This window comes from Leisingera sp. F5 (assembly GCF_001593695.1).
This window is the reverse complement of the sequence record NZ_LUKH01000001.1, coordinates 199,128-222,360: the sequence shown is the minus strand read 5'-3', so window position 1 is coordinate 222,360 and position 23,233 is coordinate 199,128. Positions and strand designations below refer to the sequence as shown.

The following is a 23,233-nucleotide window of genomic DNA, read 5'->3' as shown; positions in this document are numbered from 1 at the left end:
CGAACCGGAGCTGCAGTCAGCGTTTACAGACGTCCGTCCGCGCGGAACCAAGGTTCAATCTTTGCCCGGACATAGGTCCAGACGTCCGGTGTGCCGCGGCTGACCTTGCCGCCGACGCGGGCGTCCAGTTGCGGCAGGCTCACATCATAGTCGACCCAGCTGCCGCCGCCGTTCAGCAGGTTAAGCAGCACTGGCTGCACCCGGTCGATCGACTTGGCAAATACGGCGTCCGGGCTTTCTGCGGTCTCAAATTCCTCCCAAATGGCCCGCATAGGCAGGCCTTGGTCCGGGGGCAGCATGCCAAACAGACGGTCTGCAGCAGCTTCTTCCTTGGCGGCCAGCGCGGCGAGGGCTGCAGGGGCAATCACACCGTGGATCGGCGCATCGCCTGCATCGATTTCAACCAGATCGTGCAGCAGCAGCATTTGCAGCACCCGGTCCACATTGACGGAATGTGCGCTGTGCTCTGCCAGAACCCAAGCATACAGCATGATGTGCCAGCTGTGCTCGGCTGAGTTTTCGTGGCGTGACCCATCCCCCAGCTTGGACGCGCGGGTGATCAGCTTCAGTTTATCTGCTTCATTCAGGAAAGGCAGACGGGCTGTCAGGCGGCTGCAGTCTAAGCCAGTGCCCTCATCCAGCAGGGCCAGCGCATGGTGATAGGCTTCGGGGAAATCCTGCTCCAGCGCCGCGGCGCGCCCGCCGTTTAGGTTTTGCCGGACCACATCGACATGCCAGGCCAAAGGATTGGTGCCATAGAGCGTCTGAAAGATCGGCTGGCAATGGTCCACCCGTTTAGCAAAACGCGCATCGGGGCTTTCCGCGGCCTCGAATTCCTGCCACAGGCCTAACAAGTCAGTGCCCTGATCTGCGGGAAGAAGGCCGAACAGGCGCTTGGCAGCGGCTTCTTCTGCCTGTGCTACAGCGTCCCAATCGACGTCATCGGTGATCGGGTGATCTCCAGCGTCGATCTCGACCAGATCATGCAGCAGCAGCATCCGGACAGCGCGGGAAATATCCACGTCCCGCGATGCAAACGGCGCCAGAACCAGTGCATACAGTGCCAGATGCCAACTGTGTTCAGCCGAGTTTTCGCGGCGGCTGCAATCCAGGATCAGGTTTTGGCGGTCAATGCGGCGAAGCTTGTCTGCTTCCAGCAAAAAGGCGAATTGCGCGTCCAGCCGGGCGCTCATACTTCGCCCTTTTCTTCAAGCTGCGCCTGAATTGCGCTGACTTTCTGATTGAGAAACTCACGCGCCTTGCGTTCGGCTAGCCGCACGCGCATTTCGGTCAGAAACGCTTCTTCGAGCGACTGGGAGGCGGCGCCAAGCACCTGGCCCACCTCCACATACAGCCGGTCTTCGCCGCTGGCGTCCTGTACCTTAATCGTATCGACCGCCAGTTTCTGCGCCAGCGTTTCGATCGTGCCCATCAGCGGCTATTCTCCGTTAGGCGGCGCTTCACGTAATCGGACACATCGCCGATCATCGTGTCCATATGCGGCTCCTGGAAGAAGTGATCTGCACCCTCGATCTCGTTATGGGTGATGGTGATCCCCTTCTGCTCATGCAGCTTGCCAACCAGATTGGCAGTATCCGCAGGCGGGGCCACCCGGTCGGACGTGCCGTTGATGATCAGGCCGGAGGACGGGCAGGGCGCCAGGAAGGAGAAGTCATACATGTTGGCCGGCGGCGCAACCGAGATGAAGCCGGTAATTTCCGGGCGGCGCATCAGCAGCTGCATGCCGATCCAGGCGCCGAACGAGAAGCCCGCAACCCAGCAATGCTTGGAATTGGTGTTCATCGACTGCAGGTAATCCAACGCCGAGGCCGCATCCGACAGCTCGCCCACGCCCTGGTCGTATTCGCCCTGGCTGCGGCCGACGCCGCGGAAATTGAACCGCAGAACGGTGAAGCCCATGTTGTAGAACGCATAGTGGAGGTTGTAGACCACCTTGTTGTTCATAGTGCCGCCGAACTGCGGATGCGGGTGCAGCACAATGGCGATCGGGGCGTCTTTTTCTTTTTGCGGGTGATAGCGGCCTTCGAGGCGGCCTTCGGGTCCGGGAAAGATGACCTCGGGCATGGGTGGTTCAAATCCTACTCTCGTTCTCGCGACTGCCGGCAGAAAACTTGACGGGTTCCGTCGGGCATCTTAGAACAGTTCTAATCAAGGGCGCTGGCCTCGCCATACACCGTCAGGCTGAGATACGCACAGACGCGGGGAAGGTCAATGTTTTCGCACTCGCGCCCTGGTTTCGAGGGGTAAATTATGAAGCTTTCCACCAAAGGGCGCTATGCAATGGTCGCGCTGGCGGATATCGCGCTGCAGCCGCAGGGCAATTTGGTGCCGCTGGGGGATATCTCCAAGCGGCAGGATATCTCGCTGCCGTATCTGGAGCAGCTGTTTGTCAAGCTGCGCCGGGCAGGGCTGGTCGAGTCGGTGCGCGGACCTGGCGGCGGTTACCGGCTGGCGATGGTGCCATCAGAGATCCGGGTGGTCGATGTGCTATCTGCCGTGGATGAAACGGTTGATGCGATGCACAAGGGGGCAGGTGCATCGGGCGCGCTGTCCGGCAGCCGGGCGCAATCGCTGACCAACCGCCTGTGGGAGGGGCTGAGCGCGCATGTCTATGTGTTCCTGCACCAGACCCGCCTGTCCGACGTCATCAAGAACGATCTGGCGCCGTGCCCGGCGGTGCCTAATCTGTTTGCTGTGGTGGATGACTGACGTGCCGGGAATGCGCTTTCCCCGTCTTTCCGGATACAGCGCGGATACCGCTCAATTTCCGCGGGAAAGCTTTGCGAAATGCTGCGAGGCAGCGTATGAGGCGGCAGCGATCCGCAAAAAGATGACTCTATGACACGCGTTTATCTTGACCATAACGCCACCGCCATCCTGCGCCCCGAGGCGCGGGCGGCAATGATTGCGGCTATGGATGTCTGCGGCAACCCGTCGTCGGTGCATGCCGAAGGCCGGGCCGCCAAATCTTTGGTCGAGAAAGTGCGGGCGCAGGTAGCGGCTGCTTTTGGGGCTGGCGGTGCGGATATCGTGTTCACCTCCGGATCCACGGAGGGCGCATCGCTGGCATTGGCTGGCCGCGGGCTGCATGGCGCCCCGGTGGAGCATGATGCAGTGCGCGCCTGGACGGTGGAAGATCTTGAGGTAAGTGCCGATGGGACAGTCGCGGTTACGGATCCTGCTTCCTGTACAGTGCAATTGGCCAATTCCGAAACCGGCGTAATGCAGCACTTGCCGGACGGGCTGGCGGTGACCGATGCGACCCAGGCTTTTGGGAAAATGCCGGTAGCGTTCAACTGGCTGGGCACCCGAATGGCGCTGATATCTGCGCATAAACTGGGCGGACCCAAGGGGATCGGCGCAGTTGTGATCAAACGCGGCACTGATTTGCCTGCCCAGATCAGGGGCGGCGGGCAAGAGATGGGCCGCCGGTCGGGCACTGAAAATGTCATTGGAATCGCGGGCTTCGGCGCTGCAGCTGAAGCAGCGGCAAAAGATCTGGCAAATGGTGTCTGGGACAGGGTTGCAGAACTTAGAAATATTCTAGAAAAGGCGCTTGTGTCTGGCGCAAGCCATACTATTTTTGTCGGGAAGGATCAGAGGCGGCTGCCGAACACTTTGTGTTTTGCGACGCCGGGCTGGAAGGGCGAAACCCAGGTCATGCAGATGGATCTGGCGGGATTTGCCATCAGCGCGGGCAGCGCCTGTTCCAGCGGCAAGGTGCGCTCCAGCGCGGTGCTGACCGCAATGGGATATGACGAGGCCACGGCGCAAGGTGCAATCCGCGTGTCGCTGGGGCCGGAGACAACAGAAGAAGATGTGCTGCGCTTTGCCGATGCGTGGCTGCAAAAAGAAAAGAAACATCGCGCCCGCGCGGCGTGAGTGAGGAGAAGACAAATGGCCGCTTTGGACCAGACCCAAGTCAAGGATGGTGTTGACCAGGAAACCGTGGACGCAGTCCGCGAGGTTGGCGGTGCTTACAAATACGGTTGGGAAACCGATATCGAGATGGAATACGCCCCCAAAGGGCTGACCACGGATATCGTCCGGCTGATTTCGGAAAAGAACGAAGAGCCGGAATGGATGCTGAACTGGCGTCTGGAAGCCTATGAGCGCTGGCTGACCAAGGAAGAGCCGACTTGGGCGATGGTCGATTATCCGGAAATCGATTTCCAGGACCAGTATTACTATGCCCGTCCCAAGTCGATGGAAGTGAAGCCCAAGTCGCTGGACGAGGTCGACCCCAAACTGCTGGCGACCTATGAAAAGCTGGGTATCCCGCTGAAAGAACAGATGATTCTGGCCGGCGTCGAGGGCGCAGAGAATGCGCCCGCCGAGGGCCGCAAGGTTGCCGTGGACGCTGTTTTCGACTCCGTTTCTGTCGGCACCACATTCCAGAAAGAGCTGAAGGAAGCGGGCGTCATCTTCTGCTCGATTTCCGAAGCCATCCGCGAGCATCCTGAGCTGGTCAAAAAATACCTCGGCTCGGTGGTTCCGGTGTCCGACAACTTCTACGCCACGCTGAACTCGGCCGTATTCTCGGACGGCTCGTTTGTCTATGTGCCGCCGGGCGTGCGCTGCCCGATGGAGCTGTCGACCTATTTCCGCATCAATGCGGAAAACACCGGCCAGTTTGAACGCACGCTGATCATTGCCGATAAAGGCAGCTATGTCAGCTACTTGGAAGGCTGCACTGCACCGGCCCGCGACATTGCCCAGCTGCACGCCGCAGTGGTTGAAATCATCATCGAAGAAGACGCCGAGGTGAAATACTCCACCGTCCAGAACTGGTATCCGGGCGATGAGAACGGCAAGGGCGGCATCTACAACTTTGTCACCAAACGCGCCGATTGCCGGGGCGACCGCGCCAAGGTGATGTGGACCCAGGTGGAAACCGGCTCTGCCGTGACCTGGAAATACCCGTCCTGCATTCTGCGCGGCAATGAAAGCCAGGGCGAGTTCTACTCGATCGCTATCGCCAACAACATGCAGCAGGCCGACACCGGCACCAAGATGGTGCACCTTGGCAAAAACACAAAGAGCCGCATCGTTTCCAAGGGGATCAGTGCCGGTAAAGCGCAAAACACCTACCGCGGTCTGGTGTCGATGCACCCCAAGGCCAAGGACAGCCGCAACTACACCCAGTGCGACTCGCTGCTGATCGGCGGTAAATGCGGCGCCCACACGGTTCCCTATATCGAGGTCAAGAACAACTCCTCCCGCGTTGAGCATGAGGCGACGACGTCGAAAGTGGACGACGACCAGCTGTTCTACTGCCGCCAGCGCGGTATGGATGAGGAAGAGGCGGTGGCCCTGGTGGTCAACGGCTTCTGCAAGGACGTGCTGCAGGCGCTGCCAATGGAGTTCGCTATGGAAGCGCAACAGCTGGTGGCGATCTCGCTGGAAGGGTCTGTCGGCTGATGGCAGGCCCTTGGGCATCACCGCAGGGAGGCAAGAGCATGATCATCACAACCACACCAAGCGTCGAAGGCTACCAGATCGCCGAATACAAGGGCATCGTGGTAGGCGAGGCGATTATGGGCGCCAATGTGGTGCGCGATGTTTTTGCCTCGATCACCGACATCGTCGGCGGCCGCTCCGGCGCTTATGAAGGCAAACTGCAGGATGCCCGCGAAACCGCACTGGCAGAGCTGGAAGACCGCGCCCGGGACAAGGGGGCCAACGCCGTCGTCGGGGTGGATCTGGATTATGAAGTGGTTGGTCAGTCCATGCTGATGGTCTCGGCCAGCGGCACCGCAGTGGTGCTGGGCTAAGAATGTAACGGCTCCGCTGGGGCCTGGGAATATCGCGGGCCGCATGCCCGCAAGACATGTGAGACGAGGAAAAAATGCTCGAAATCAAAAACCTGCACGTCAAACTTGAAGACGAAGACAAGCAGATCCTGAAAGGCGTCGACCTGAAGGTCGAAGCAGGCAAGGTACATGCCATCATGGGGCCGAACGGTTCGGGCAAATCCACCCTGTCTTATGTGCTGTCGGGCCGCGACGGTTACGAGGTCACAGACGGGTCCGCCACGCTGGAAGGCGAAGACATCCTGGAGATGGAGCCGGAAGAGCGCGCAGCAGCCGGTATGTTCCTGGCATTCCAGTACCCGGTGGAAATCCCCGGCGTTGGCAACATGACCTTTCTGCGCACCGCGGTGAACTCACAGCGCAAAGCCCGCGGCGAAGACGAGCTGTCGGCCTCCGACTTCCTGAAGATCATCCGCGCCAAGGCAAAGACCCTCAAGATCGACGCCGATATGCTGAAGCGCCCGGTCAACGTCGGCTTCTCCGGCGGTGAGAAAAAGCGCAACGAAATCCTGCAGATGGCGATGCTGGAGCCGAAGCTGTGCATCCTGGACGAGACCGACTCCGGCCTCGACGTGGATGCGATGAAACTGGTGGCTGAAGGCGTGAACGCCCTGCGTGACGAGGGCCGCGGCTTCCTGGTGATCACCCACTATCAGCGCCTGCTGGACCACATCAAACCGGACGTGGTGCACATTCTGGCAGGCGGCCGCATCGTCAAGACCGGCGGCCCAGAGCTGGCGCTGGAAGTCGAGAACAATGGCTATGCCGGCATCCTGGCAGAGGAGGCGTAAATGGCCCTGCCTGAAGTCAAGCAAAGCGCAACCGAGGCGCGGCTGTCGGCGCTGACGCTGCCTGAAAGCGGCTGCCTCAAGGCGGCCCGCCAGGCAGCGTTGTCGCGGGTCCAGACCATGGGTCTGCCCAGCCGCCGGGATGAATACTGGAAATACACCCGCCCCGAAACGCTGGTGCAGGCGGAGGCAGCCAAGGCGGCTGTGTTTGCCGCGGAAGAGACGCCGATGTTCAGCGCCTTTGAGCGGCTGAATATTGTTTTTGTCGATGGTGTTTTCGACGCTGAAGCCTCGGATGATTTGTCGCTGGAAGGTGTGGCCATCGACCGGATCGAGGATATCTGCTGCAAGGATATCCATTGGGCCAAAGACTTGTACGGTGTTCTTGAAGCTCGCGGACAAACCCCGGTGGAACGCCCGCTGGCGGCTTTGAACACGGCTTTTGCCACCGATGGCGTTGCGATCCGGGTGACCGGTAAGGCCGTCAAGCCGATCAACTTCACCTATGTGCACTCGGATGAAAATTCCGACGCGATCCTGCATCATGTGGTTCGCGTGGAAAGTGGCGCCGAGGTGACAATCCTGGAAAACGGCCCGGCGGCCTCGCGCTTTAACAAGTGCATGGAGATCGACATTGCCGACGGCGGCAAGCTGCATCTGGTGCGGGCACAGGGCCGGGATCACGAGCGCCGTGCGGCAACGCATCTGTTCACCCGCCTTGGCACCGAGTCTGTGTTCAAGTCCTTCACTCTGACCGTGAACGGCGTGCTGACTCGCAACGAGGCGGTGATCGAACTGACCGGCGATGACGCGGTTGCGCATATTGCGGGCGCTTGCGTCGGCGATGGCGATTTCCATCACGACGACACCGTGTTCATCACCCATGACGCGGTGAACTGCGAAAGCCGTCAGGTGTTCAAAAAGGTGCTGCGTAATGGTGCCACCGGCGTGTTCCAGGGTAAGATTCTGGTGAAGGAAGGGGCGCAAAAGACTGACGGGTATCAGATTTCCCAGTCTCTTCTGCTGGACGGCGACAGCCAGTTCCTGGCCAAGCCTGAGCTGGAGATTTACGCCGACGACGTGGCTTGCTCGCATGGCTCCACTTCCGGGGCGATCGACGAGGAAGGCCTGTTCTACCTGCGCTCCCGCGGTGTGCCGCATGCCGAGGCAACCGATCTGATGACGCTGGCCTTTCTGGCAGAAGCGGTGGAAGAGATTGAGGACGCGGAGATCGCGGCCGACATCATTTCCCGCCTCGAAGGCTGGCTGGCCCGGCGCCGCTGATGTCCGTCACCACGGATATCCCGGCAACCTACAGGGGGCCGCGCAAAGTGTTTGCGCGGCTTCTGGACATGGGCGTGCGCGAAGACCGGCTGCTGATTTTCCTGCTCAGCGGCTGCGTGCTGACCTTTGTTGCGCAGATGCCGAAACTGGCGCGCGAGGCGCATCTGTCCGGTCAAGAGCTGAATATGCTGCTGGGCGGGTCATTGCTGGGCATCGTCTTCATCGCGCCGCTGCTTCTTTATGTGCTGGCACTGGCCGCGCATTGGATTGCCCGCGCGGCAGGCGGGCAGGGTGAAGCCTACTGTGCCCGGCTGGCGCTGTTCTGGGCCTTTCTGGCAGCCAGCCCGCTGATGCTGCTGAACGGGCTTGTCGCTGGCTTCATCGGGACTGGTCCCGCCTTGAACCTGGTGGGGGCACTGTGGTGTGCTGTCTTCCTGTGGTTCTGGGTGTCCGGCATGATCCAAGGGTATTGGGCAAAGCAATGAACACACTGGCCGCCTTTGCCCTGCTGACGGTGAAATCGCCGCGAGATGCTGCGCAGCAGATTCTGGCACAGGATTGGCCGCGCGAGGCGTTGTGGACAGGCTTTCTGCTGTCGGTGGTGCTGAACACTTGCGTCTATACATTGCAGCAAGTGCTGTTTCCGCTGCCGCCTGAGGTTTTGATACCGCGGTTTGCGCCTGGCGCCTACTTTGCGGTTATTCTGCTGCTGCAGATCAGCTTCATCGCCATGCTTTCAACCACCGGCCGATGGCTGGGCGGTCAAGGCAATCTGGCAGCGCTGCTTGCACTGGTGACCTGGCTGCAATTGCTGCAGGCGGGTCTCAACGCCGCCGTCGTTGCAATGCTTCTGGTGCTGCCGGCCCTGGCTGCCCTGCTGAATATTGCGGCGAACATCATGGTGTTCTTTATCCTCTTGCACTTCGTCAATACAGCGCACAGGTTCGGCTCTGTCTGGCGGTCGCTTGGTGTGGTTTTGATGGCCAGCATGATCCTGGTGTTTGCCCTTCTCTTTATCGTGGGTCTGATCGGCCCAGCCAATCTGGGACTTCCCGAACATGTATGACGTGGAAAAAATACGTGCCGACTTTCCGATCCTTGCGCGTGAGGTGAACGGCAAGCCGCTGACTTATCTCGACAACGGTGCGTCGGCCCAGAAACCGCAGGTCGTGATTGATGCGGTAACACGCGCCTATGCCGAGGAATATTCCAACGTTCACCGTGGCTTGCATTTCCTTTCTAATCTCGCGACCGAGAAATACGAGGCTGTTCGCGGTATCATTTCCCACTTCCTGAATGCCGGTGATGAAAACGCCATCGTGCTGAATTCGGGCACCACCGAGGGCATCAATCTGGTCGCCTATGGCTGGGCCATGCCGCGGTTGGAGGCGGGGGATGAGATCATCTTGTCGGTGATGGAACACCACGCCAATATTGTCCCCTGGCACTTCCTGCGGGAACGCCAGGGCGTGGTGCTGAAGTGGGTGGATGTGGCCGATGACGGCAGCCTGGACCCGCAGAAGGTGATCGACGCGATCACTCCCAAGACCAAACTGGTTGCGGTTACCCAATGCTCCAATGTGCTGGGCACCGTTGTGGACGTGAAGGCGATCACCCAAGGCGCCCATGCCAAGGGGGTGCCGGTGCTGGTGGATGGCTCGCAAGGTGCTGTTCATATGCCGGTCGATGTGCAGGACATCGGTTGTGACTTCTACGCGATTACCGGGCATAAGCTATATGGTCCTTCCGGCTCCGGTGCGATCTATATTAAGCCAGAACGCATGGCCGAGATGCGCCCGTTTATCGGCGGCGGCGACATGATCAAGGAAGTCTCCATGGATCAGATCATCTACAATGATCCTCCAATGAAGTTCGAAGCCGGCACGCCGGGCATCGTGCAGACCATCGGCTTTGGCGTTGCGCTGGACTACATGATGGACCTCGGCATGGAGAACATCGCCAAGCATGAAGGCGGGTTGCGCGATTATGCAATGCAGCGTCTGACAGGCTTGAACTGGGTGAATGTGCAAGGGCAAGCAGTTGGTAAGGCTGCTATTTTCAGCTTCACAATGGAAGGCGCCGCACATCCTCATGACGTCTCCACTATCCTCGATAAAAAGGGTGTGGCGGTGCGTGCAGGCCATCACTGCGCCGGGCCGCTGATGGATCATTTGGGCGTGTCCGCAACATGCCGTGCTTCTTTTGGTCTCTATAACACTAAGGAAGAGGTCGATACGCTGATCGATGCGCTGGAGCTGGCACACGAATTGTTTGTCTGACACTGGCTGAAGAGCAGACGAAAACGGCGCCCTGCGAGGCGCCGTTTGTGGTTTAAGGGCCGCGTCTTACCCTTGGATCTTATCCGCGCGCAACGGGCAGGACAGGTAGACCCCAAACTCCTTGCCCACATCGCAGCTGACCCGCGCGTGCACCTTGCCCTGGCGGTCGCGAAAGCGCTGGTTGTTCTCTACCGGGAAAATTCCCTCGTGCCAGATGTTGGGATGGATATAGAGCCCTTTTGACCCGTCGCACCAGAAGGCCACGACCTTCTCCGGCGTCAGATCATCCCCCGGCAGAGCGGTCGGCACGATGAAGGGTTTGTTCTCCAGCGGAAAAAACATCTGCCCGCCGTCGGGGTGATAGTTCATGTGCCACAGCAGCACCCGATCCCGCGGCGCGGTCTGCTCGGCGGTCTGTGCCGTTTGCGGATCAGCGGACCAGCCCAGCACATAATTGCCGTTGACCGCTTCATTTTCGCCATACAGTACGTCCCCGCGCCAGCCGCAGCGGAATGTGCCCTCGACCCAGCCACCCTCATCCCCGGTGCCCTCGTCGATCGGGCGCCAGCCCTGGGCAGGCCACTGGACAATCTCGATCTCGAAGGCGTCCGGATCCTCCACCAGGCAGCCATAGCCCTCGACGCTTTCCTCGGTCGCCCGGATCAGCGGCACCTCGTGCCACGGCAGTGAGGGTTTGGAGCTGGCCTCAAAGATGTACTCCGGCGCGCTCACTTTGCAGAATCTCCAGCACCCATATGCCTGTCGACCATCCGCTGCACCATTGGTGCAAAGTGCCAGTAATCGGGCGTGTCCATATCCGCGCGTTTGCCAGCCTCATCCAGATAGCGTACTGCGATGATCTGCTTGAGATTCGGGTTCAGCTCCAGCTCCGCCGCTTCTTCTGCATTCATCGGTCCGCCCTGCAGGTTCAGGGAATGGATGGAAGCCTCTGACAAACGGTTGAAATATTCCGGCTTGGTGGCGCAGAGATAGCGTTTCGCTGCCACGTGATAGCGCACGCAATCGGTTATCACCGAGGGGAAGAACTGCTCCAGCACCTCGGCGCCTGCCTCCTCATGAAACCGGTCTTCGGTGTCATCCATGGAGAATGTCCCGAACTCGCTGGTGAAATGGCCGATATCGTGGAGAAGCGCCCCCACGATGATCTCTTCCGGCTGATTGTTCGCTTCGGCTATGGTGGCGCCTTGCAGCATATGTTCGGTCATGGTGACCGGTTCACCAAGGTACTCCTCATCGCCGCGGCGGTCAAAGATATCACCGATGAAGGCGACAATGTTGTCCTGGGTCAGCGTGCTGAAATCCGGCTTGCTCATTATTCAGCCCTCCATCTGGGCGTTCAGAACGTTCAGGGTCGACAGCAACCCGTCCTTGTCGGCGTAGCACCCCTGCAGCCAGCGGGAGCCCGATCCGGAATAGCCAAGGCGGGCGTGCAACACGCGGGTGTTATCGACGATAAAGCTCTCGCCGGGCTCCAGTTTGAACGCAACACCCATGTCGGGATCGTCAATGAACTCACCCAGACGCCGGTAGGCGGCATAATAGGCTTCCATCTTCTCAAAGGGCACGTCCATGAACGGCGCCGAGGATCGGTTGTTGAAGCGCATACCGATCATCTCGCCATCAGGCGCGAGTTCTATCATCGGGCGGCGTGCGCGCAGATGCACGCCATCGGAGCCTTTGTATTCGAACCGGGCCGGATAGCCGGCCAGCAGGGCAAACCCTTCCGGGTCTTCTTCGCGCAGCCGTTCCGCCGCGCGGAATCCGTCCACCACGATGCTGTCGCCGCCTTCTGCCGAATTTTCCAGGCAATACAGGATCTGCAAGCTTGGCACCGGATCGCGGTAGGGGTTATCGGTATGCGCCTGCAGGCCCAGGCCGGTATATGCAAGGTTGGTCGGGTTCACCTCGGTTCGTACTTCAAAGAAGCGTCCGTAGTTGGTTTCGCGCACAAATCCGAACATCTCCGCACAGTCGATCAGCGCGCCTTCCTTGACGGGGCCGTTAACCAGCTTGGCAAAGCCAAGACGCGCAATTGCGTCCAGCCAATCACGCTTGACCAAAGGATCGGACAGCACATCGTTCCAGTCAAACGCCGGGGCGGGCTGGTTGCTGTTCCAGGTTACAATTTCTGGTGCAACGCGGCCAAAATCAGACGCTTTGTCAACATCATAGGCGTGTGACTTCAACCAGGCACCGGGGAATGTGACGGTCTTGCCTTCGGGCGAGAAGGTCACTGTCAAGGCGTCGTTTTCCACCAATGCGGTGCTGATCCTGGTGTCTGCAGGTATGTCGCCAATGGTGATCAGGCGCTGGCCGTTGCCCGGTGCGCGGGTTTCTGGATCCAGCGCATTGTCGCGCAGCCAGATCGCGTGAAAACGGCACTGTTGACCGTCTTCAAGAGTCAGAGTCAGATAACTGCCGGATGTGTCAGCGGTTACGGAACGGGGCATGGGATCTCTCCGGTTGGCTTGGTTCTCCCTTGCGCTAATACCGAGGCTGAGCCATCAAGAGAACGACGAAAACCGGGGTTTGAGGGTTAGGTTTTCTAATGCCTAAGAAAGCAACCAAACAGGGCTTGCCGCCGCTCGACTGGCTGAAGGTGTTTGAAGCGGCTGGCCGGCTTGGCAGTTTCACAGCTGCAGCGGAGGAATTCGGCGCAACACAGGCCGCGGTCAGCCAGCGGATCCGAAACCTGGAATCCTGGCTGGGGCGGCAGCTTTTTATTCGCTCGGCGCGCGGTGTGATACTGACTGTGGATGGTGAAAGTTACCTGCCGCTGGTCCATGACACTCTGCTCGCTCTGGAACAGGGCACCGATAATCTATTTGGCCAAAGTGCCCGGGAGCTGAGGGTTGCGGCTTTGCCATCGCATCTGGAAATGCTGTTGTTGCCACGGTTGGGTTTGTTTTCGAAAGCTTACCCGGATCTGCGCCTGGTTACGGAAACCGTCCCGAAACGACTGGAGTTTGAGGCGGCCGACGGGGCATTGCACATCCGGTACGGACGCGGAGGCTGGCAGGGGCGCGACGGGATCTTGCTGGCAAATGAAGTGCTGCAACCAATGACAGCACCTGGAAAAGCGGCCGGGTGGCGGCAGCTTCCGGTCATAGAATTGCGTGGAGAACGGCCGGGCTGGGCGGAATGGGCCAGAGTGACGGGCGAAACGGAACCTGATGCCGGCCCAGTGTCTGTAGACTCCATGGCGCATGCCTTGCGGGCTGCCCGATTGGGGATGGGTGTTGTTTTGGGATCCAAAGCTTTGGCTGCAAATCTCTTGCAAACAGGGCAATTGGAATGCGCGCCTGCGCCGGAGCTGGCTACAATTGAAGGCTATTGGCTGACCTGGCCGCCGAGCCTTGGCAAATCGCCGCGGCAAAGAGCTCTGCTGGAGGCATTTAGTCAGGCACTCCGGCAGTAGGGATGCAAAGCTGTGAAATTTTACCCGTGTAGACAACAGGGCATCTGAGGGCGCTTGAGGCGCTGTTGTCAGCTTGCTGGGGAAGCAAAGCCGCTGGATTGGAACACAGCCTACGGCTGTAGGCATTTTTGAGAAATCCCGGACTGGCGGTAGAAAGTCCGGAGCAACGCGATAGTTTCTCTCTTGCCGGTTATAGGTACAGCGGAGGATATTCTAATGCATGTAACAAAATATGCGGCGGCTGTGGGTCTGGTTGCCGCAGCATTTTTACCCGGTATTGGGCATGCCTCTCCCGATGTAACGCAGGTTCAAGCACGGTTCCGAGCGTTAGAAGCGCTTTACTTCCTGCCGTTGGGGGCATTCCCTGCAAGAGAGCTTCATACGATTTATCCGGGCGATCTGATTGATGTTGACAGAGGCACAAGGATCCTAGGGGCCGGCACCAATAAGAAAAACACATGTTTTCCTGCACTTTCAATAAAAGGTCCCCATGACAGTAAGGAGGCAGGGTTCTTGGGCACAATGAGCGCTGAACTGCTTGTCGGAGGATCAGGCGGCGCAGGGCCAGGGGGACTCATAACAATCGAGGCAAGCGGGCGTTTTGCGATGTCAAAACTCGCCAAATTCGACGTCGAACGCTTGACCCAAATGGATCCTTCTGCCGGAGAAAGCGTATTGCATTATCCGGAAGCCAGTCCGGAATGCAGCCCATATGCCGACGTCCTAGCGTATGATTTCCGTGGACGGGCGATAATCTCAAGGGTTTTCAGAGGCCGGGAAGTGCTGGTCGCGGGCATCTCTCTAAATGCAGGGGTCTCTGGCTCCATTGAAAAGTCCGAACTTTTATCGGTTCTTGAAGCCGCGGCGGGCATTAGTGCTCTCCCTATAGATTCCGTGACGGTTTCGGCTGATGGGCGAAGCGCCGATTTCAACGTGATTTCAAAGCCTGGAAAGGGACACCTCGCCTTGGGATATCTACCGCTGCATCTGAACAAGCGCCAAGTTGCCGCGGTGCATTACTCCCTGCAAGGCCAGCGCGGCACAGAGCTCAGAAGATTGGTCAACGCGGCACTGAACACACCTGAACCGGGGGTATTTGCGGAGATCGTTCAAGAAATCCGAACGCTCTTTGGAGGTGAGCTGGACGATGAAGCTTGGGCCAACAAGTTTCTTTCAGCTCCGCCGGAACTTGCCGGGGATTTCATGCAACCGGCTGAGGAGGTGTTGAAAGCGTTTGGCGAGGAGGCTCCGGACTATCTTCGCAGCCTCGCTTATTACGCGGCGGCGGCTGAGCTATCCAGCGCAGTTAGCGATTTTCAGGAGTAAGGCGCTGGAGGCTTGGATGATGAACATTCCAGCACAGCATTCGCAACGAGTGCTGGTAGCCTGGATAGACAGTGGCGATTCAATTTCCAGGGAACTTTGGCGCACCTGAGAGGATTCGAACCTCTGGCCTCTGCCTTCGGAGGGCAGCGCTCTATCCAGCTGAGCTACAGGTGCGTCGTTAAAGCGGGGTATAACCGTGCTTTGCAGCCTCTGCAACGGGAAAAACCGGCTGTTTACAAATTCATGGCCATAGCTGGGGACGCTCCGGGCTGGCCTGTGTCCTGAAAACTAAAAAGCCCGCACTAGAGTGTGCAGGCTTGCATTATTGCAAAGAGCCGGTGGTCAGCCGCGCCAAGTGCGGACAACACCGCAATCCATATGCACGAAGTTCGAACGCTGGTACTTACCGACACCGCCGGCGTGGCAGGCCTCGGCGGCCTTGGCCATTTGCGACACCGACCGTGATGCCAGCCGCAGATCGGCAGCCTGGCCGCGCATATGCAGGGAGTTCTTTGCCACCCCGCGCGAGCGGCTGCGCAGCATTGCGTTGGTTTTCGGGCTGCGGTAGCCTGACAGCAGCATATAGGGCTCGTTCACATCCAGAAGATTGTGCGAGGCGGCCATGATATCTATGGTGCGCAGGTCCATGTCCTTGACCTGATCAGTGCGCCAATCGCGCATGAAGTGATTGACTTCCCTGACCGCGTCTTTGATGTACTGTCCGTCAATCCAGTAGACCATGTCCAGCCGTTCGCCAGTGCGGCCCGAATACATGCGGATCCGGCGGATATCACCGCCGCCACGCAAGAAACCTGCTGCATTGGAGAAGGTCGGGGCTGCTGCCACTGCGGTTGCAGCAAATACACCCAAAAGAGAACGCCGGGAGATCCCCGTGCCCGTGGTTTTCGCCATTTTCACTGCGCCGTCCCGTACGCTTCTAGTCCTGCCTAATCGCCCGATGTTACGGGCTCGCCAACTGTCTTAGTTAACGTGCGGCTTGTATGACACAGCCTGAATCTGGTTCCAACATTTCTTTGCCGCACTGTAACGGATAGCCCGTTTTTCGGCAATTTCTTGCGCAAAAGGGGAGGGCCAGGGAACTTTTCCCCGCGACTGTTGCAACTGGGCTTCTTAGACGCGGCATCGGTGCATCAATGTTAACTTTTCGCGATTGTGAATGGACAACACCGGCTGGCATTTACCAGAATTTCAGATAGGCACCGCTAAGATTAGAAAAAATCGGCTCAAGGACCGGATATTATGACGCGCGCATCCGCAGGAAACTTTTTGCCGGGGATTAAAGCAGGGCTGTTTGCCTTGGCCTTGGGCGGCCTGACCGCGGGGACTGTTTCCAGTTCAGCGCAGGCTGAAATTTCGGCGGCTTTCCGCCAGGCGGTGGCGGAAGCTGCCTTCGGCAGCGACGCCGTGGCCAAATTTTACCGGGAAAACGGTTATCAGGCGATTTGGACCGGTTCGGATGAGGCCTCGCGCCAGCGCCGCAATGCGCTGCTGACGGCTTTGAATGAAACCCGTGCCCATGGTCTGCCGGACCGTTCGGCAGAAGTCAGCGCGCTGATGCAGCAGATGCGTGAGGTGCGCACCACGCGCGACATCGGCACCATCGAGGCCGCGCTGAGCCAGGCCCTGGTGGATTACGCGACCGATCTGCAGACCGGTCTTCTGGTGCCATCGCGGATCGACGATGGCATGGTCCGCAAGAAACATACTGTAGACGGGGCCAGTTTTCTGGCAGGCATCCAGGATGAGCAGCCTCATGCATATATGCGCAGCCTGGTGCCGGCATCGCCGCAATACCGCGCGCTGATGCGTGAAAAGCTGCGGCTGGAGCAGATCCTGGCGGGCGGTGGCTGGGGGCCAGGTGTCAACGCCAAGAAATTGGAGCCTGGTGACCAGGGCCCGGCTGTCATTACCCTGCGGAACCGTCTGATGGCGATGGGCTATTTGCAGCGGAGCGCTTCACGCAGCTACGACACCGCGCTGGAAAAGGCTGTGCAAAGCTTCCAATCCGATCATGGATTGGAAACCGACGGCGTGGCTGGTGCCGGTACAATCTCCGAGGTAAACAAGCCTGTTTCCAACCGTTTGAAGTCCATAATCATCGCGATGGAGCGTGAGCGCTGGCTGACACCGGACCGGGGTGAGCGGCACATTCTGGTCAACCAGACTGATTTCACAGCCAAAATCGTTGATAATGGTGATGTGACCTTTGAAACCCGTTCTGTAATCGGCAAAAACACGCATGACCGCCGCAGTCCGGAATTCTCCGACGAGATGGAGCATATGGTGATCAACCCGAGCTGGTATGTGCCGCGCTCGATCATCACCAAGGAGTATCTGCCCAAGCTGCAGAGCAACCCTAACGCGGTCGGCCATATCCAAATCACCGATCGGCGCGGCCGGGTGGTGAACCGGGGATCCGCTGATTTCTCACAGTATACTGCGCGGAACTTTCCGTTCTCCATGCGGCAGCCGCCCAGCAGCCGTAACGCGCTGGGGCTGGTCAAGTTCATGTTCCCGAACAAATACAACATCTATCTGCACGACACCCCGCAAAAGAGCCTGTTTGCCCGCGAAGTGCGCGCTTTTTCGCACGGCTGTATCCGGCTGGCACAGCCGTTTGAATTTGCCTATGCGTTGCTGGCCAAGCAAAATGAAAACCCGAAGGAATTCTTTCACCGCATCCTGAGCAGCGGCAAGGAAACCAAGGTGCCGCTGGAGCAAAAAGTGCCGGTGCATATCATCTACCGGACTGCGGTTGTGTCGGGCAAAGGCCGCGCGGAATTCCGCCGCGATGTTTATGGCCGCGACGCCAAGGTCTGGGCGGCGCTGGAACGTGCGGGGGTGGTGCTGCCCGGCGTTCAAGGGTAAATAGCAGGCCCACACAGGATTATTCTGAAAGGGCCTGCCATGTTCACAATCCGCCAGATCGCTGAGTCCCTGGGAACCGAAGCCCAGGGCGACTTGGATCTGCAAATTGCAGGCGCGGCAGAGCCGCAGGATGCCGAAGCGGGCCAGATCGCCATGGCCATGGCGCCGAAATACGCGGAGGGTCTGCAGGCAGGCAACGCGCAGGCAGCCGTGCTGTGGGACGGGGCGGACTGGCAGTCGTTCGGCTTGAAGGCTGCTATCTTTGCCCCGCGTCCGCGAATGACAATGTCCGGCGTCACAGCAATGCTGGACCGCGGCCAGGGGTTTGCTGCCGGTATTCACCCTTCTGCAGTGATCGATCCTACTGCTGAGCTGGGTGAGGACGTGTCGGTTGGCCCGCTGGCCGTCATTGGCGCCGGAGCCAAAATCGGCGCCCGCTCGGTCATCGGTCCGCATTGTTACATCGGAACAGATGCGGTGATCGGCGAGGACGCACAGGTGCGCGAAATGGTCTCGATCGGCGCCCGGGCAACCATCGGCGCCCGTTTCCGCGCCCAGCCTGGCGCACGCGTCGGCGGCGACGGTTTTTCCTATGTCACACCCGAAGTTTCCGGTGCTGAAAACGCCCGCAAGACCATGGGCGATCAGGGCGGGGCCAAGGCACAGGCCTGGATCCGCATCCACTCTCTCGGGGCCGTCACCATTGGCGATGACGTGGAAATCGGCTCCAATTGCACCTTGGACAACGGCACCATCCGCGACACGGTGATCGGCAATGGCAGCAAGCTCGACAATCAGGTGCATGTGGGCCACAACACCCGGGTCGGGAATGATTGCCTGCTGTGCGGCCAGACCGGCATTTCCGGCTCTGTCGATGTCGGCAACAACGTGGTGCTGGGCGGCCAATGCGGCGTGGTCGACAATATTTTCATCGGCGACGGGGTGATCGCCGGCGGCGGCACCAAGATCCTGTCGAATGTGCCTGCGGGCCGGGTGATCATGGGCTATCCCAGCGTCAAGATGGAGACCCATACTGAGATGTATAAAGCACAACGCCGCCTGCCGCGTTTGATGCGTGACATCGAATTGTTAAAAAAGGCTGTTTTCAAGTAACGGCCGAATTACTACATCTGCCTCAGCCACAACGTCGGGGATCTCCACATGAGCACGCAGGACAAGGTCATTGCAATTATTGCTGAACAGGCGGTTCTTGAGCCGTCGGATGTGACCCTCGACAGCACGTTGGAGGATCTGGGCATCGACAGCCTGGGCCTGGTTGAAAGCATATTCGCCATTGAGGAGGAGTTTGATATTTCGATCCCCTTCAATGCCAATGAACCCGAAAACAGTGATTTTAACATTTCCAATGTTGCGGCTATCGTCGAAGGCATCGACAAGCTGATTTTAGAAAAAGCGTAAGATAGCCCATGAAGCGCGTCGTCATCACCGGGGCTGGAACCATAAATGCCCTGGGACACTCCGTGCCCGCCACACTGGAGGCCATGCGCGAAGGCCGCTGCGGCATTGGAGAGCTGGAGTTTCGCGATGTGGACCGGCTGGCGATTAAGATCGGCGGCCAGGTCCGCGGGTTTGAGGCAGAAGGGCGGTTCAACCGCCAGCAGATGAGCCTCTATGACCGGTTCACCCAGTTCACCTTGACTGCGGCCAAAGAGGCGATCGAACAGTCAGGCCTGGAGTTCCATGGCGATCTGTCTGCCAAGGCCGGCGTGGTTCTGGGCAATTCCGGCGGCGGCATGCAAACGCTGGATGAGAACTATCGCAGCGTCTACGAGGACGGCAAGAACCGGGTGCACCCCTTTGTGGTGCCCAAGCTGATGAACAATGCGGCGGCCGGCCATGTGTCGATGCAGTTCAACCTCAAGGGTCCCAGTTTCACCGTGTCCACGGCCTGCGCGTCCTCCAACCATGCGATGGCGCAGGCTTTTCAGATGGTGCGCTCGGGCATGAGCCCGGTGATGATCACCGGCGGCTCTGAATCCATGCTGTGCTTTGGTGGGGTCAAGGCCTGGGAAGGGCTGCGGGTGATGTCCAAAGACGCCTGCCGTCCGTTCAGCGCCAACCGCAATGGTATGGTGCAGGGCGAGGGCGCAGGCATCTTTGTGTTCGAAGAGTATGAGCACGCCAGGGCGCGGGGTGCTGAAGTTCTGTGCGAAGTCATCGGCTTTGCCATGTCATCGGACGCAGCCGACATCGTGATGCCCAGCAAACAGGGCGCCGCCCGCGCCATTTCGGGCGCATTGCAGAATGCCCGTATCAACGCGTCTGAGGTGGGTTATATCAACGCTCATGGCACTGGCACTGCTGCCAATGACAAGACCGAATGCGCTGCCGTTGCGGATGTATTCGGCCCCCATGCGGACAGCCTGATGATCTCCTCCACCAAATCCATGCATGGCCATCTGATTGGCGGCACCGGTGCGGTGGAGCTTTTGGCTTGCATCATGGCATTGCGCGACGGGGTGATTGCCCCGACCATCGGCTATGAAGACCCCGATCCGGAATGCGCGCTGGATGTGGTGCCGAACGAGTCCCGCGAGGCAGAAGTCGATGTGGTCTTGTCCAACGCCTTTGCATTTGGCGGGCTGAACGCGGTGCTGGCCCTGCGCAAGGTTTGATCCCCGTAACGCAAAACGCCGCGGCCCGAAGGCGCGCGGCGTTTTCAGTTTTCAAAGCCAGCGGGCTTATTGCTTGACCACGTCCACGACGTCAAAGCCGGCGGTGAAACCGTTCAGCGACAGTTTCATCTGCACCACCTGATCCGGCGCGGGCGCCGGACGCAGCGACAGAACGGCTTCCTTGCCTTTCCGGAAGGCGTCGATGTCGCCCTGTGTCAGGCCGATTTGCGCCACACAGCCCAGTTGGTTGCAAAAAGAATAGTTGTAGCGTTTGGCCGGGGCGCCATCGATTGATATCGTCAGCGCGGCAGGCAGCAGCGTTTCCAACGGCACGATGACTGTGGCCCCGGCAACGGCCTGGCCGCCTTGCTGATCAATCCGGAACAGCGATACTTCGGCGATCGGGTTGCCTTGCGGGCCTGCCAGCACCTGCAACAGCGAGCAGGGATCGGTGCCGCTGTCAGTTTTGATGCAGGCCAAATCCCAATCGCCGTGCGTTTCCTTGGAGTAACGGTCGCCAGCCCGGGGGCCATCGCTGACCGGTTCGCCCAGGTCCAACAGCTGATCTGCAGTTGATTCTGTTTGTTCTGTCTGCTCAGCGGATTCCGCCCCCGCAGTCTCTTCCGCGGCTGTTTCCTGTGCCGCCAGCGGGGCGGACATGGCCAGCACTGCGGCAAGCGTGATCGGGGTCAGGGACTTCAACATGAATGCCTCATTTTTCTAAAGACGCTGGTTTTGCGTTTACCACGCCGGCCGGGTGGTGTCAGGCCAATAACAAATGATCTGCGGGGAAATCCGCGCAAAATGTTTCAAGCCTGGAAGTCACTGTATCGGAACAAAAAAGGGAACCATACGGCTCCCTTTTTCGTGTTGTGTCTCCCCGTCGGACTGGCCGACTTAGTTATTGCGTAGGACGTTACGAAAGGGCTGGCCATCGGTCAACATGCAAGTTCAAAAAAAGTCGCGCAGGCTTCAATTTAGGGAGAATGGAACCCTGGATGTCTGAAACGCCGCGGTTTTTGCCTGTTTAGCAGGCAGTCCCGCCAAAAAAAGAAGGCCGTGCACAAGGCACGGCCAGTCTGACAGGGAGGAAATGTCCGCCACGGCAACCGCATTTGCAGGGGCGGGCAAGATTGACTATCGCACTGAAAAGTTAACGTTGTATTGTTATCCACAGGGAAAAAGACAGGCAGGGGACAGGCATGGCAGACAGTATCTTTCTGGGCGGAGGCGGCGAAGGTTATGGCGCGCCGCAGGGGCTTGCTCTGAAATACGCCAACCGGCATGGGCTGATCGCCGGGGCAACCGGCACAGGCAAGACAGTCACTCTGCAAATCCTGGCTGAAGGGTTTTCCAATGCCGGCGTGCCGGTGATCCTTGCTGATGTGAAGGGGGATCTGTCCGGCTTGGCAAAGCCTGGATCACCAAGCCACAAACTGCATGACGCCTTCACCTCGCGCGCGGAGAAGATCGGGTTTGCCGATTACTGCTACCATGCCTGCCCGGTCGCTTTTTGGGATCTTTATGGCGAGCAGGGCCACCCTGTGCGCACAACCGTTGCGGAAATGGGCCCGCTGCTGCTGTCCCGGTTATTGGAGCTGAGCGAAGCGCAGGAAGGCATTTTGAACATCGCGTTCAGGTTGGCAGATGAAGACGCCTTGCCCCTGCTGGACTTGAAGGATCTGCAATCGCTGTTGGTCTGGATCGGCGAAAACCGGGCGCAGCTGTCACTGCGGTACGGCAACGTGTCCCCGGCGTCGATCGGTGCTATCCAGCGGCGCCTGCTGGTGCTGGAAAACCAGGGCGGTGCCGGCTTGTTCGGGGAGCCGGCGCTGGCGCTGAGCGACCTGATGCGCTGTGACGCGGCTGGTAAGGGCATGATCAACATTCTGGCCGCGGACAAGCTGATGGCGGCGCCGGGGCTCTATTCAACTTTTTTGCTGTGGCTGCTGAGCGAGCTGTTCGAAGAGCTGCCCGAGGTGGGCGACCCCGAGAAACCGCGTCTGGTGTTCTTTTTCGATGAGGCGCATCTCTTGTTTGAGGATGCGCCGAAGGCTCTGGTCGACAAAGTTGAACAAGTGGCGCGGTTGATCCGGTCCAAAGGAGTTGGGATCTACTTCATCACCCAGAATCCGGCTGATGTGCCGGAGGATATTCTCGGCCAGCTTGGCAATCGCATTCAGCACGCGCTGCGGGCTTTTACCGCCAGGGACCGCAGGAATCTGAAACTGGCGGCGGAAACCTACCGCGAGAACCCGCGTTTTTCCACCGGGGAGGCTATTCGCGAAGTTGGAGTCGGGGAAGCTGTCACCTCTATGCTGCAGAAAAAAGGCGTGCCGGGCGTGGTCGAACGCACGCTGATCCGCCCTCCAAGTACCCAGCTCGGACCGGTTACAGTGCAGGAGCGGGCGGCCATGCTGGAAGCTTCGGACATGGCGGGGAAATACGACAATCCGCTGGACCGGCAGTCTGCATATGAAATTCTGGCACAGCGCGCGGAGGCGGCAGCGCAGGAAGCAGAAACTTCCGAGGTTGCAGCAGAAGAGGCCCCCCAGCCGATGGCGCGGGAATTCAACGCCGCCCGCCGGTATTCCGGTTCAAGGGTCAGCCGGTCTTCTGCAAAAGCTTTCCGGAAAAAAGACACCTTCACCTCGGCAATGTCTGAAGCGGTGATCAAGGAGCTGAAGGGCACGACCGGGCGCCGGATTGTCCGCGGCATTCTCGGCAGCCTGTTCAAAGGGCGCTGAGCAAAGAGAAA

24 protein-coding genes and 1 tRNA gene are annotated in these 23,233 nt (G+C 59.2%); 16 read left to right on the top strand and 9 right to left on the bottom strand.

Annotated elements, in window-relative coordinates; translation table 11 throughout:
• Positions 1-23: 23 nt before the first annotated feature.
• From A2I95_RS01045 to A2I95_RS01035, 3 genes are read right to left on the bottom strand one after another with little or no spacing between them, the layout of a single operon-like run.
• The gene (locus A2I95_RS01045) at positions 24-1,193 is read right to left on the bottom strand and encodes an HD family hydrolase (RefSeq protein WP_291726840.1); all 1,170 of its coding nucleotides are present in this window, start codon (positions 1,191-1,193) and stop codon (positions 24-26) included.
• Complete coding sequence (locus tag A2I95_RS01040) at positions 1,190-1,432, bottom strand: hypothetical protein (RefSeq protein WP_291726838.1); 243 nt, start codon at positions 1,430-1,432, stop codon at positions 1,190-1,192. Before A2I95_RS01040 ends, A2I95_RS01045 begins: the two co-directional genes overlap by 4 nt.
• Positions 1,432-2,085 (bottom strand): alpha/beta hydrolase, encoded by a 654-nt coding sequence (locus A2I95_RS01035; RefSeq protein ID WP_134829836.1) that lies wholly within the window; start codon positions 2,083-2,085, stop codon positions 1,432-1,434. The genes A2I95_RS01040 and A2I95_RS01035 overlap by 1 nt, the downstream gene beginning before the upstream one ends.
• Before the next feature lie 186 nt (positions 2,086-2,271).
• Here A2I95_RS01035 and A2I95_RS01030 point away from each other — a divergent pair, with 186 nt between their 5' ends.
• From A2I95_RS01030 to A2I95_RS00990, 9 genes are all read left to right on the top strand, one after another.
• Positions 2,272-2,730, top strand: a complete 459-nt coding sequence (locus A2I95_RS01030; RefSeq protein ID WP_291726832.1) for an Rrf2 family transcriptional regulator — start codon at positions 2,272-2,274, stop codon at positions 2,728-2,730.
• Positions 2,731-2,859: 129 nt separating this feature from the next.
• Positions 2,860-3,903, top strand: a complete 1,044-nt coding sequence (locus tag A2I95_RS01025; protein WP_291726830.1) for a cysteine desulfurase family protein — start codon at positions 2,860-2,862, stop codon at positions 3,901-3,903.
• A 15-nt stretch (positions 3,904-3,918) separates the two neighbouring features.
• Positions 3,919-5,442: a Fe-S cluster assembly protein SufB gene (gene sufB, locus A2I95_RS01020; RefSeq protein WP_291726827.1), complete on the top strand. Its 1,524-nt coding sequence runs from the start codon at positions 3,919-3,921 to the stop codon at positions 5,440-5,442.
• 38 nt (positions 5,443-5,480) lie between these two features.
• Entirely contained in the window at positions 5,481-5,795 is a 315-nt protein-coding gene (locus A2I95_RS01015) for a heavy metal-binding domain-containing protein (RefSeq protein WP_291726825.1), read from the top strand.
• A gap of 74 nt (positions 5,796-5,869) precedes the next feature.
• The gene (gene sufC / locus A2I95_RS01010; protein WP_291726822.1) at positions 5,870-6,625 is read left to right on the top strand and encodes a Fe-S cluster assembly ATPase SufC; all 756 of its coding nucleotides are present in this window, start codon (positions 5,870-5,872) and stop codon (positions 6,623-6,625) included.
• Positions 6,626-7,906, top strand: coding sequence for a SufD family Fe-S cluster assembly protein (locus tag A2I95_RS01005; RefSeq protein ID WP_291726820.1), 1,281 nt, complete (start codon positions 6,626-6,628; stop codon positions 7,904-7,906).
• A complete protein-coding gene (locus tag A2I95_RS01000; protein WP_291726818.1) occupies positions 7,906-8,391 on the top strand; it encodes a YIP1 family protein in 486 nt (161 codons plus the stop codon). The genes A2I95_RS01005 and A2I95_RS01000 overlap by 1 nt, the downstream gene beginning before the upstream one ends.
• Entirely contained in the window at positions 8,388-8,972 is a 585-nt protein-coding gene (locus A2I95_RS00995) for a YIP1 family protein (RefSeq protein ID WP_291726815.1), read from the top strand. Before A2I95_RS01000 ends, A2I95_RS00995 begins: the two co-directional genes overlap by 4 nt.
• Positions 8,965-10,185: a cysteine desulfurase gene (locus A2I95_RS00990; RefSeq protein ID WP_291726812.1), complete on the top strand. Its 1,221-nt coding sequence runs from the start codon at positions 8,965-8,967 to the stop codon at positions 10,183-10,185. The genes A2I95_RS00995 and A2I95_RS00990 overlap by 8 nt, the downstream gene beginning before the upstream one ends.
• Positions 10,186-10,251: 66 nt before the next feature.
• On the opposite strand, the gene A2I95_RS00985 is transcribed toward A2I95_RS00990, so the two are convergent.
• From A2I95_RS00985 to A2I95_RS00975, 3 genes are read right to left on the bottom strand one after another with little or no spacing between them, the layout of a single operon-like run.
• Positions 10,252-10,917, bottom strand: a complete 666-nt coding sequence (locus A2I95_RS00985) for an ureidoglycolate lyase (protein WP_291726809.1) — start codon at positions 10,915-10,917, stop codon at positions 10,252-10,254.
• Complete coding sequence (locus A2I95_RS00980; RefSeq protein ID WP_291726808.1) at positions 10,914-11,519, bottom strand: HD domain-containing protein; 606 nt, start codon at positions 11,517-11,519, stop codon at positions 10,914-10,916. The genes A2I95_RS00985 and A2I95_RS00980 overlap by 4 nt, the downstream gene beginning before the upstream one ends.
• A 3-nt stretch (positions 11,520-11,522) precedes the next feature.
• Entirely contained in the window at positions 11,523-12,656 is a 1,134-nt protein-coding gene (locus A2I95_RS00975) for a gamma-butyrobetaine dioxygenase (RefSeq protein ID WP_291726805.1), read from the bottom strand.
• Positions 12,657-12,781: 125 nt separating this feature from the next.
• On the opposite strand from A2I95_RS00975, the gene A2I95_RS00970 reads away from it, so the two are divergent.
• Both A2I95_RS00970 and A2I95_RS00965 read left to right on the top strand, forming a co-directional pair.
• Positions 12,782-13,624: a LysR family transcriptional regulator gene (locus A2I95_RS00970; RefSeq protein ID WP_367150506.1), complete on the top strand. Its 843-nt coding sequence runs from the start codon at positions 12,782-12,784 to the stop codon at positions 13,622-13,624.
• A gap of 216 nt (positions 13,625-13,840) precedes the next feature.
• On the top strand, positions 13,841-14,950 hold the full coding sequence (locus tag A2I95_RS00965) for a hypothetical protein (protein ID WP_291726803.1): 1,110 nt from the start codon (positions 13,841-13,843) through the stop codon (positions 14,948-14,950).
• A gap of 97 nt (positions 14,951-15,047) precedes the next feature.
• On the opposite strand, the gene A2I95_RS00960 is transcribed toward A2I95_RS00965, so the two are convergent.
• Together A2I95_RS00960 and A2I95_RS00955 are read right to left on the bottom strand one after the other, a co-directional pair.
• A tRNA-Arg gene (locus A2I95_RS00960) sits at positions 15,048-15,124 on the bottom strand.
• 168 nt (positions 15,125-15,292) lie between these two features.
• Positions 15,293-15,862: a DUF882 domain-containing protein gene (locus tag A2I95_RS00955; RefSeq protein WP_027258918.1), complete on the bottom strand. Its 570-nt coding sequence runs from the start codon at positions 15,860-15,862 to the stop codon at positions 15,293-15,295.
• Positions 15,863-16,210: 348 nt separating this feature from the next.
• Between A2I95_RS00955 and A2I95_RS00950 the strand changes: the two genes are divergently transcribed.
• The 4 genes from A2I95_RS00950 to A2I95_RS00935 are packed head-to-tail and all read left to right on the top strand — an operon-like array spanning position 16,211 to position 20,475.
• Positions 16,211-17,839: a L,D-transpeptidase family protein gene (locus A2I95_RS00950; protein ID WP_291726799.1), complete on the top strand. Its 1,629-nt coding sequence runs from the start codon at positions 16,211-16,213 to the stop codon at positions 17,837-17,839.
• 39 nt (positions 17,840-17,878) lie between these two features.
• Complete coding sequence (gene lpxD / locus A2I95_RS00945) at positions 17,879-18,952, top strand: UDP-3-O-(3-hydroxymyristoyl)glucosamine N-acyltransferase (RefSeq protein WP_291726797.1); 1,074 nt, start codon at positions 17,879-17,881, stop codon at positions 18,950-18,952.
• Between the two features lie 48 nt (positions 18,953-19,000).
• On the top strand, positions 19,001-19,258 hold the full coding sequence (locus A2I95_RS00940) for an acyl carrier protein (protein ID WP_291726795.1): 258 nt from the start codon (positions 19,001-19,003) through the stop codon (positions 19,256-19,258).
• Positions 19,259-19,266: 8 nt separating this feature from the next.
• Positions 19,267-20,475: a beta-ketoacyl synthase gene (locus A2I95_RS00935; RefSeq protein ID WP_291726794.1), complete on the top strand. Its 1,209-nt coding sequence runs from the start codon at positions 19,267-19,269 to the stop codon at positions 20,473-20,475.
• 66 nt (positions 20,476-20,541) lie between these two features.
• Here A2I95_RS00935 and A2I95_RS00930 read toward each other — a convergent pair whose 3' ends face one another.
• Entirely contained in the window at positions 20,542-21,180 is a 639-nt protein-coding gene (locus A2I95_RS00930; RefSeq protein ID WP_129370854.1) for an invasion associated locus B family protein, read from the bottom strand.
• Positions 21,181-21,677: 497 nt separating this feature from the next.
• Between A2I95_RS00930 and A2I95_RS00925 the strand changes: the two genes are divergently transcribed.
• Positions 21,678-23,222, top strand: a complete 1,545-nt coding sequence (locus A2I95_RS00925) for a helicase HerA-like domain-containing protein (RefSeq protein ID WP_291726790.1) — start codon at positions 21,678-21,680, stop codon at positions 23,220-23,222.
• Positions 23,223-23,233 lie beyond the last annotated feature (11 nt).

Excerpts from the sequence above, each read along its gene's own strand:
- A2I95_RS01045 (WP_291726840.1), bottom strand. The coding sequence starts at position 1,193 with ATGAGCGCCCGGCTGGACGCGCAATTCGCCTTTTTGCTGGAAGCAGAC.
- A2I95_RS01040 (WP_291726838.1), bottom strand. The coding sequence starts at position 1,432 with ATGGGCACGATCGAAACGCTGGCGCAGAAACTGGCGGTCGATACGATT.
- A2I95_RS01035 (WP_134829836.1), bottom strand. The coding sequence starts at position 2,085 with ATGCCCGAGGTCATCTTTCCCGGACCCGAAGGCCGCCTCGAAGGCCGC.
- A2I95_RS01030 (WP_291726832.1), top strand. The coding sequence starts at position 2,272 with ATGAAGCTTTCCACCAAAGGGCGCTATGCAATGGTCGCGCTGGCGGAT.
- A2I95_RS01025 (WP_291726830.1), top strand. The coding sequence starts at position 2,860 with ATGACACGCGTTTATCTTGACCATAACGCCACCGCCATCCTGCGCCCC.
- sufB (WP_291726827.1), top strand. The coding sequence starts at position 3,919 with ATGGCCGCTTTGGACCAGACCCAAGTCAAGGATGGTGTTGACCAGGAA.
- A2I95_RS01015 (WP_291726825.1), top strand. The coding sequence starts at position 5,481 with ATGATCATCACAACCACACCAAGCGTCGAAGGCTACCAGATCGCCGAA.
- sufC (WP_291726822.1), top strand. The coding sequence starts at position 5,870 with ATGCTCGAAATCAAAAACCTGCACGTCAAACTTGAAGACGAAGACAAG.
- A2I95_RS01005 (WP_291726820.1), top strand. The coding sequence starts at position 6,626 with ATGGCCCTGCCTGAAGTCAAGCAAAGCGCAACCGAGGCGCGGCTGTCG.
- A2I95_RS01000 (WP_291726818.1), top strand. The coding sequence starts at position 7,906 with ATGTCCGTCACCACGGATATCCCGGCAACCTACAGGGGGCCGCGCAAA.
- A2I95_RS00995 (WP_291726815.1), top strand. The coding sequence starts at position 8,388 with ATGAACACACTGGCCGCCTTTGCCCTGCTGACGGTGAAATCGCCGCGA.
- A2I95_RS00990 (WP_291726812.1), top strand. The coding sequence starts at position 8,965 with ATGTATGACGTGGAAAAAATACGTGCCGACTTTCCGATCCTTGCGCGT.
- A2I95_RS00980 (WP_291726808.1), bottom strand. The coding sequence starts at position 11,519 with ATGAGCAAGCCGGATTTCAGCACGCTGACCCAGGACAACATTGTCGCC.
- A2I95_RS00975 (WP_291726805.1), bottom strand. The coding sequence starts at position 12,656 with ATGCCCCGTTCCGTAACCGCTGACACATCCGGCAGTTATCTGACTCTG.
- A2I95_RS00965 (WP_291726803.1), top strand. The coding sequence starts at position 13,841 with ATGCATGTAACAAAATATGCGGCGGCTGTGGGTCTGGTTGCCGCAGCA.
- A2I95_RS00955 (WP_027258918.1), bottom strand. The coding sequence starts at position 15,862 with ATGGCGAAAACCACGGGCACGGGGATCTCCCGGCGTTCTCTTTTGGGT.
- A2I95_RS00950 (WP_291726799.1), top strand. The coding sequence starts at position 16,211 with ATGACGCGCGCATCCGCAGGAAACTTTTTGCCGGGGATTAAAGCAGGG.
- lpxD (WP_291726797.1), top strand. The coding sequence starts at position 17,879 with ATGTTCACAATCCGCCAGATCGCTGAGTCCCTGGGAACCGAAGCCCAG.
- A2I95_RS00940 (WP_291726795.1), top strand. The coding sequence starts at position 19,001 with ATGAGCACGCAGGACAAGGTCATTGCAATTATTGCTGAACAGGCGGTT.
- A2I95_RS00935 (WP_291726794.1), top strand. The coding sequence starts at position 19,267 with ATGAAGCGCGTCGTCATCACCGGGGCTGGAACCATAAATGCCCTGGGA.
- A2I95_RS00930 (WP_129370854.1), bottom strand. The coding sequence starts at position 21,180 with ATGTTGAAGTCCCTGACCCCGATCACGCTTGCCGCAGTGCTGGCCATG.
- A2I95_RS00925 (WP_291726790.1), top strand. The coding sequence starts at position 21,678 with ATGGCAGACAGTATCTTTCTGGGCGGAGGCGGCGAAGGTTATGGCGCG.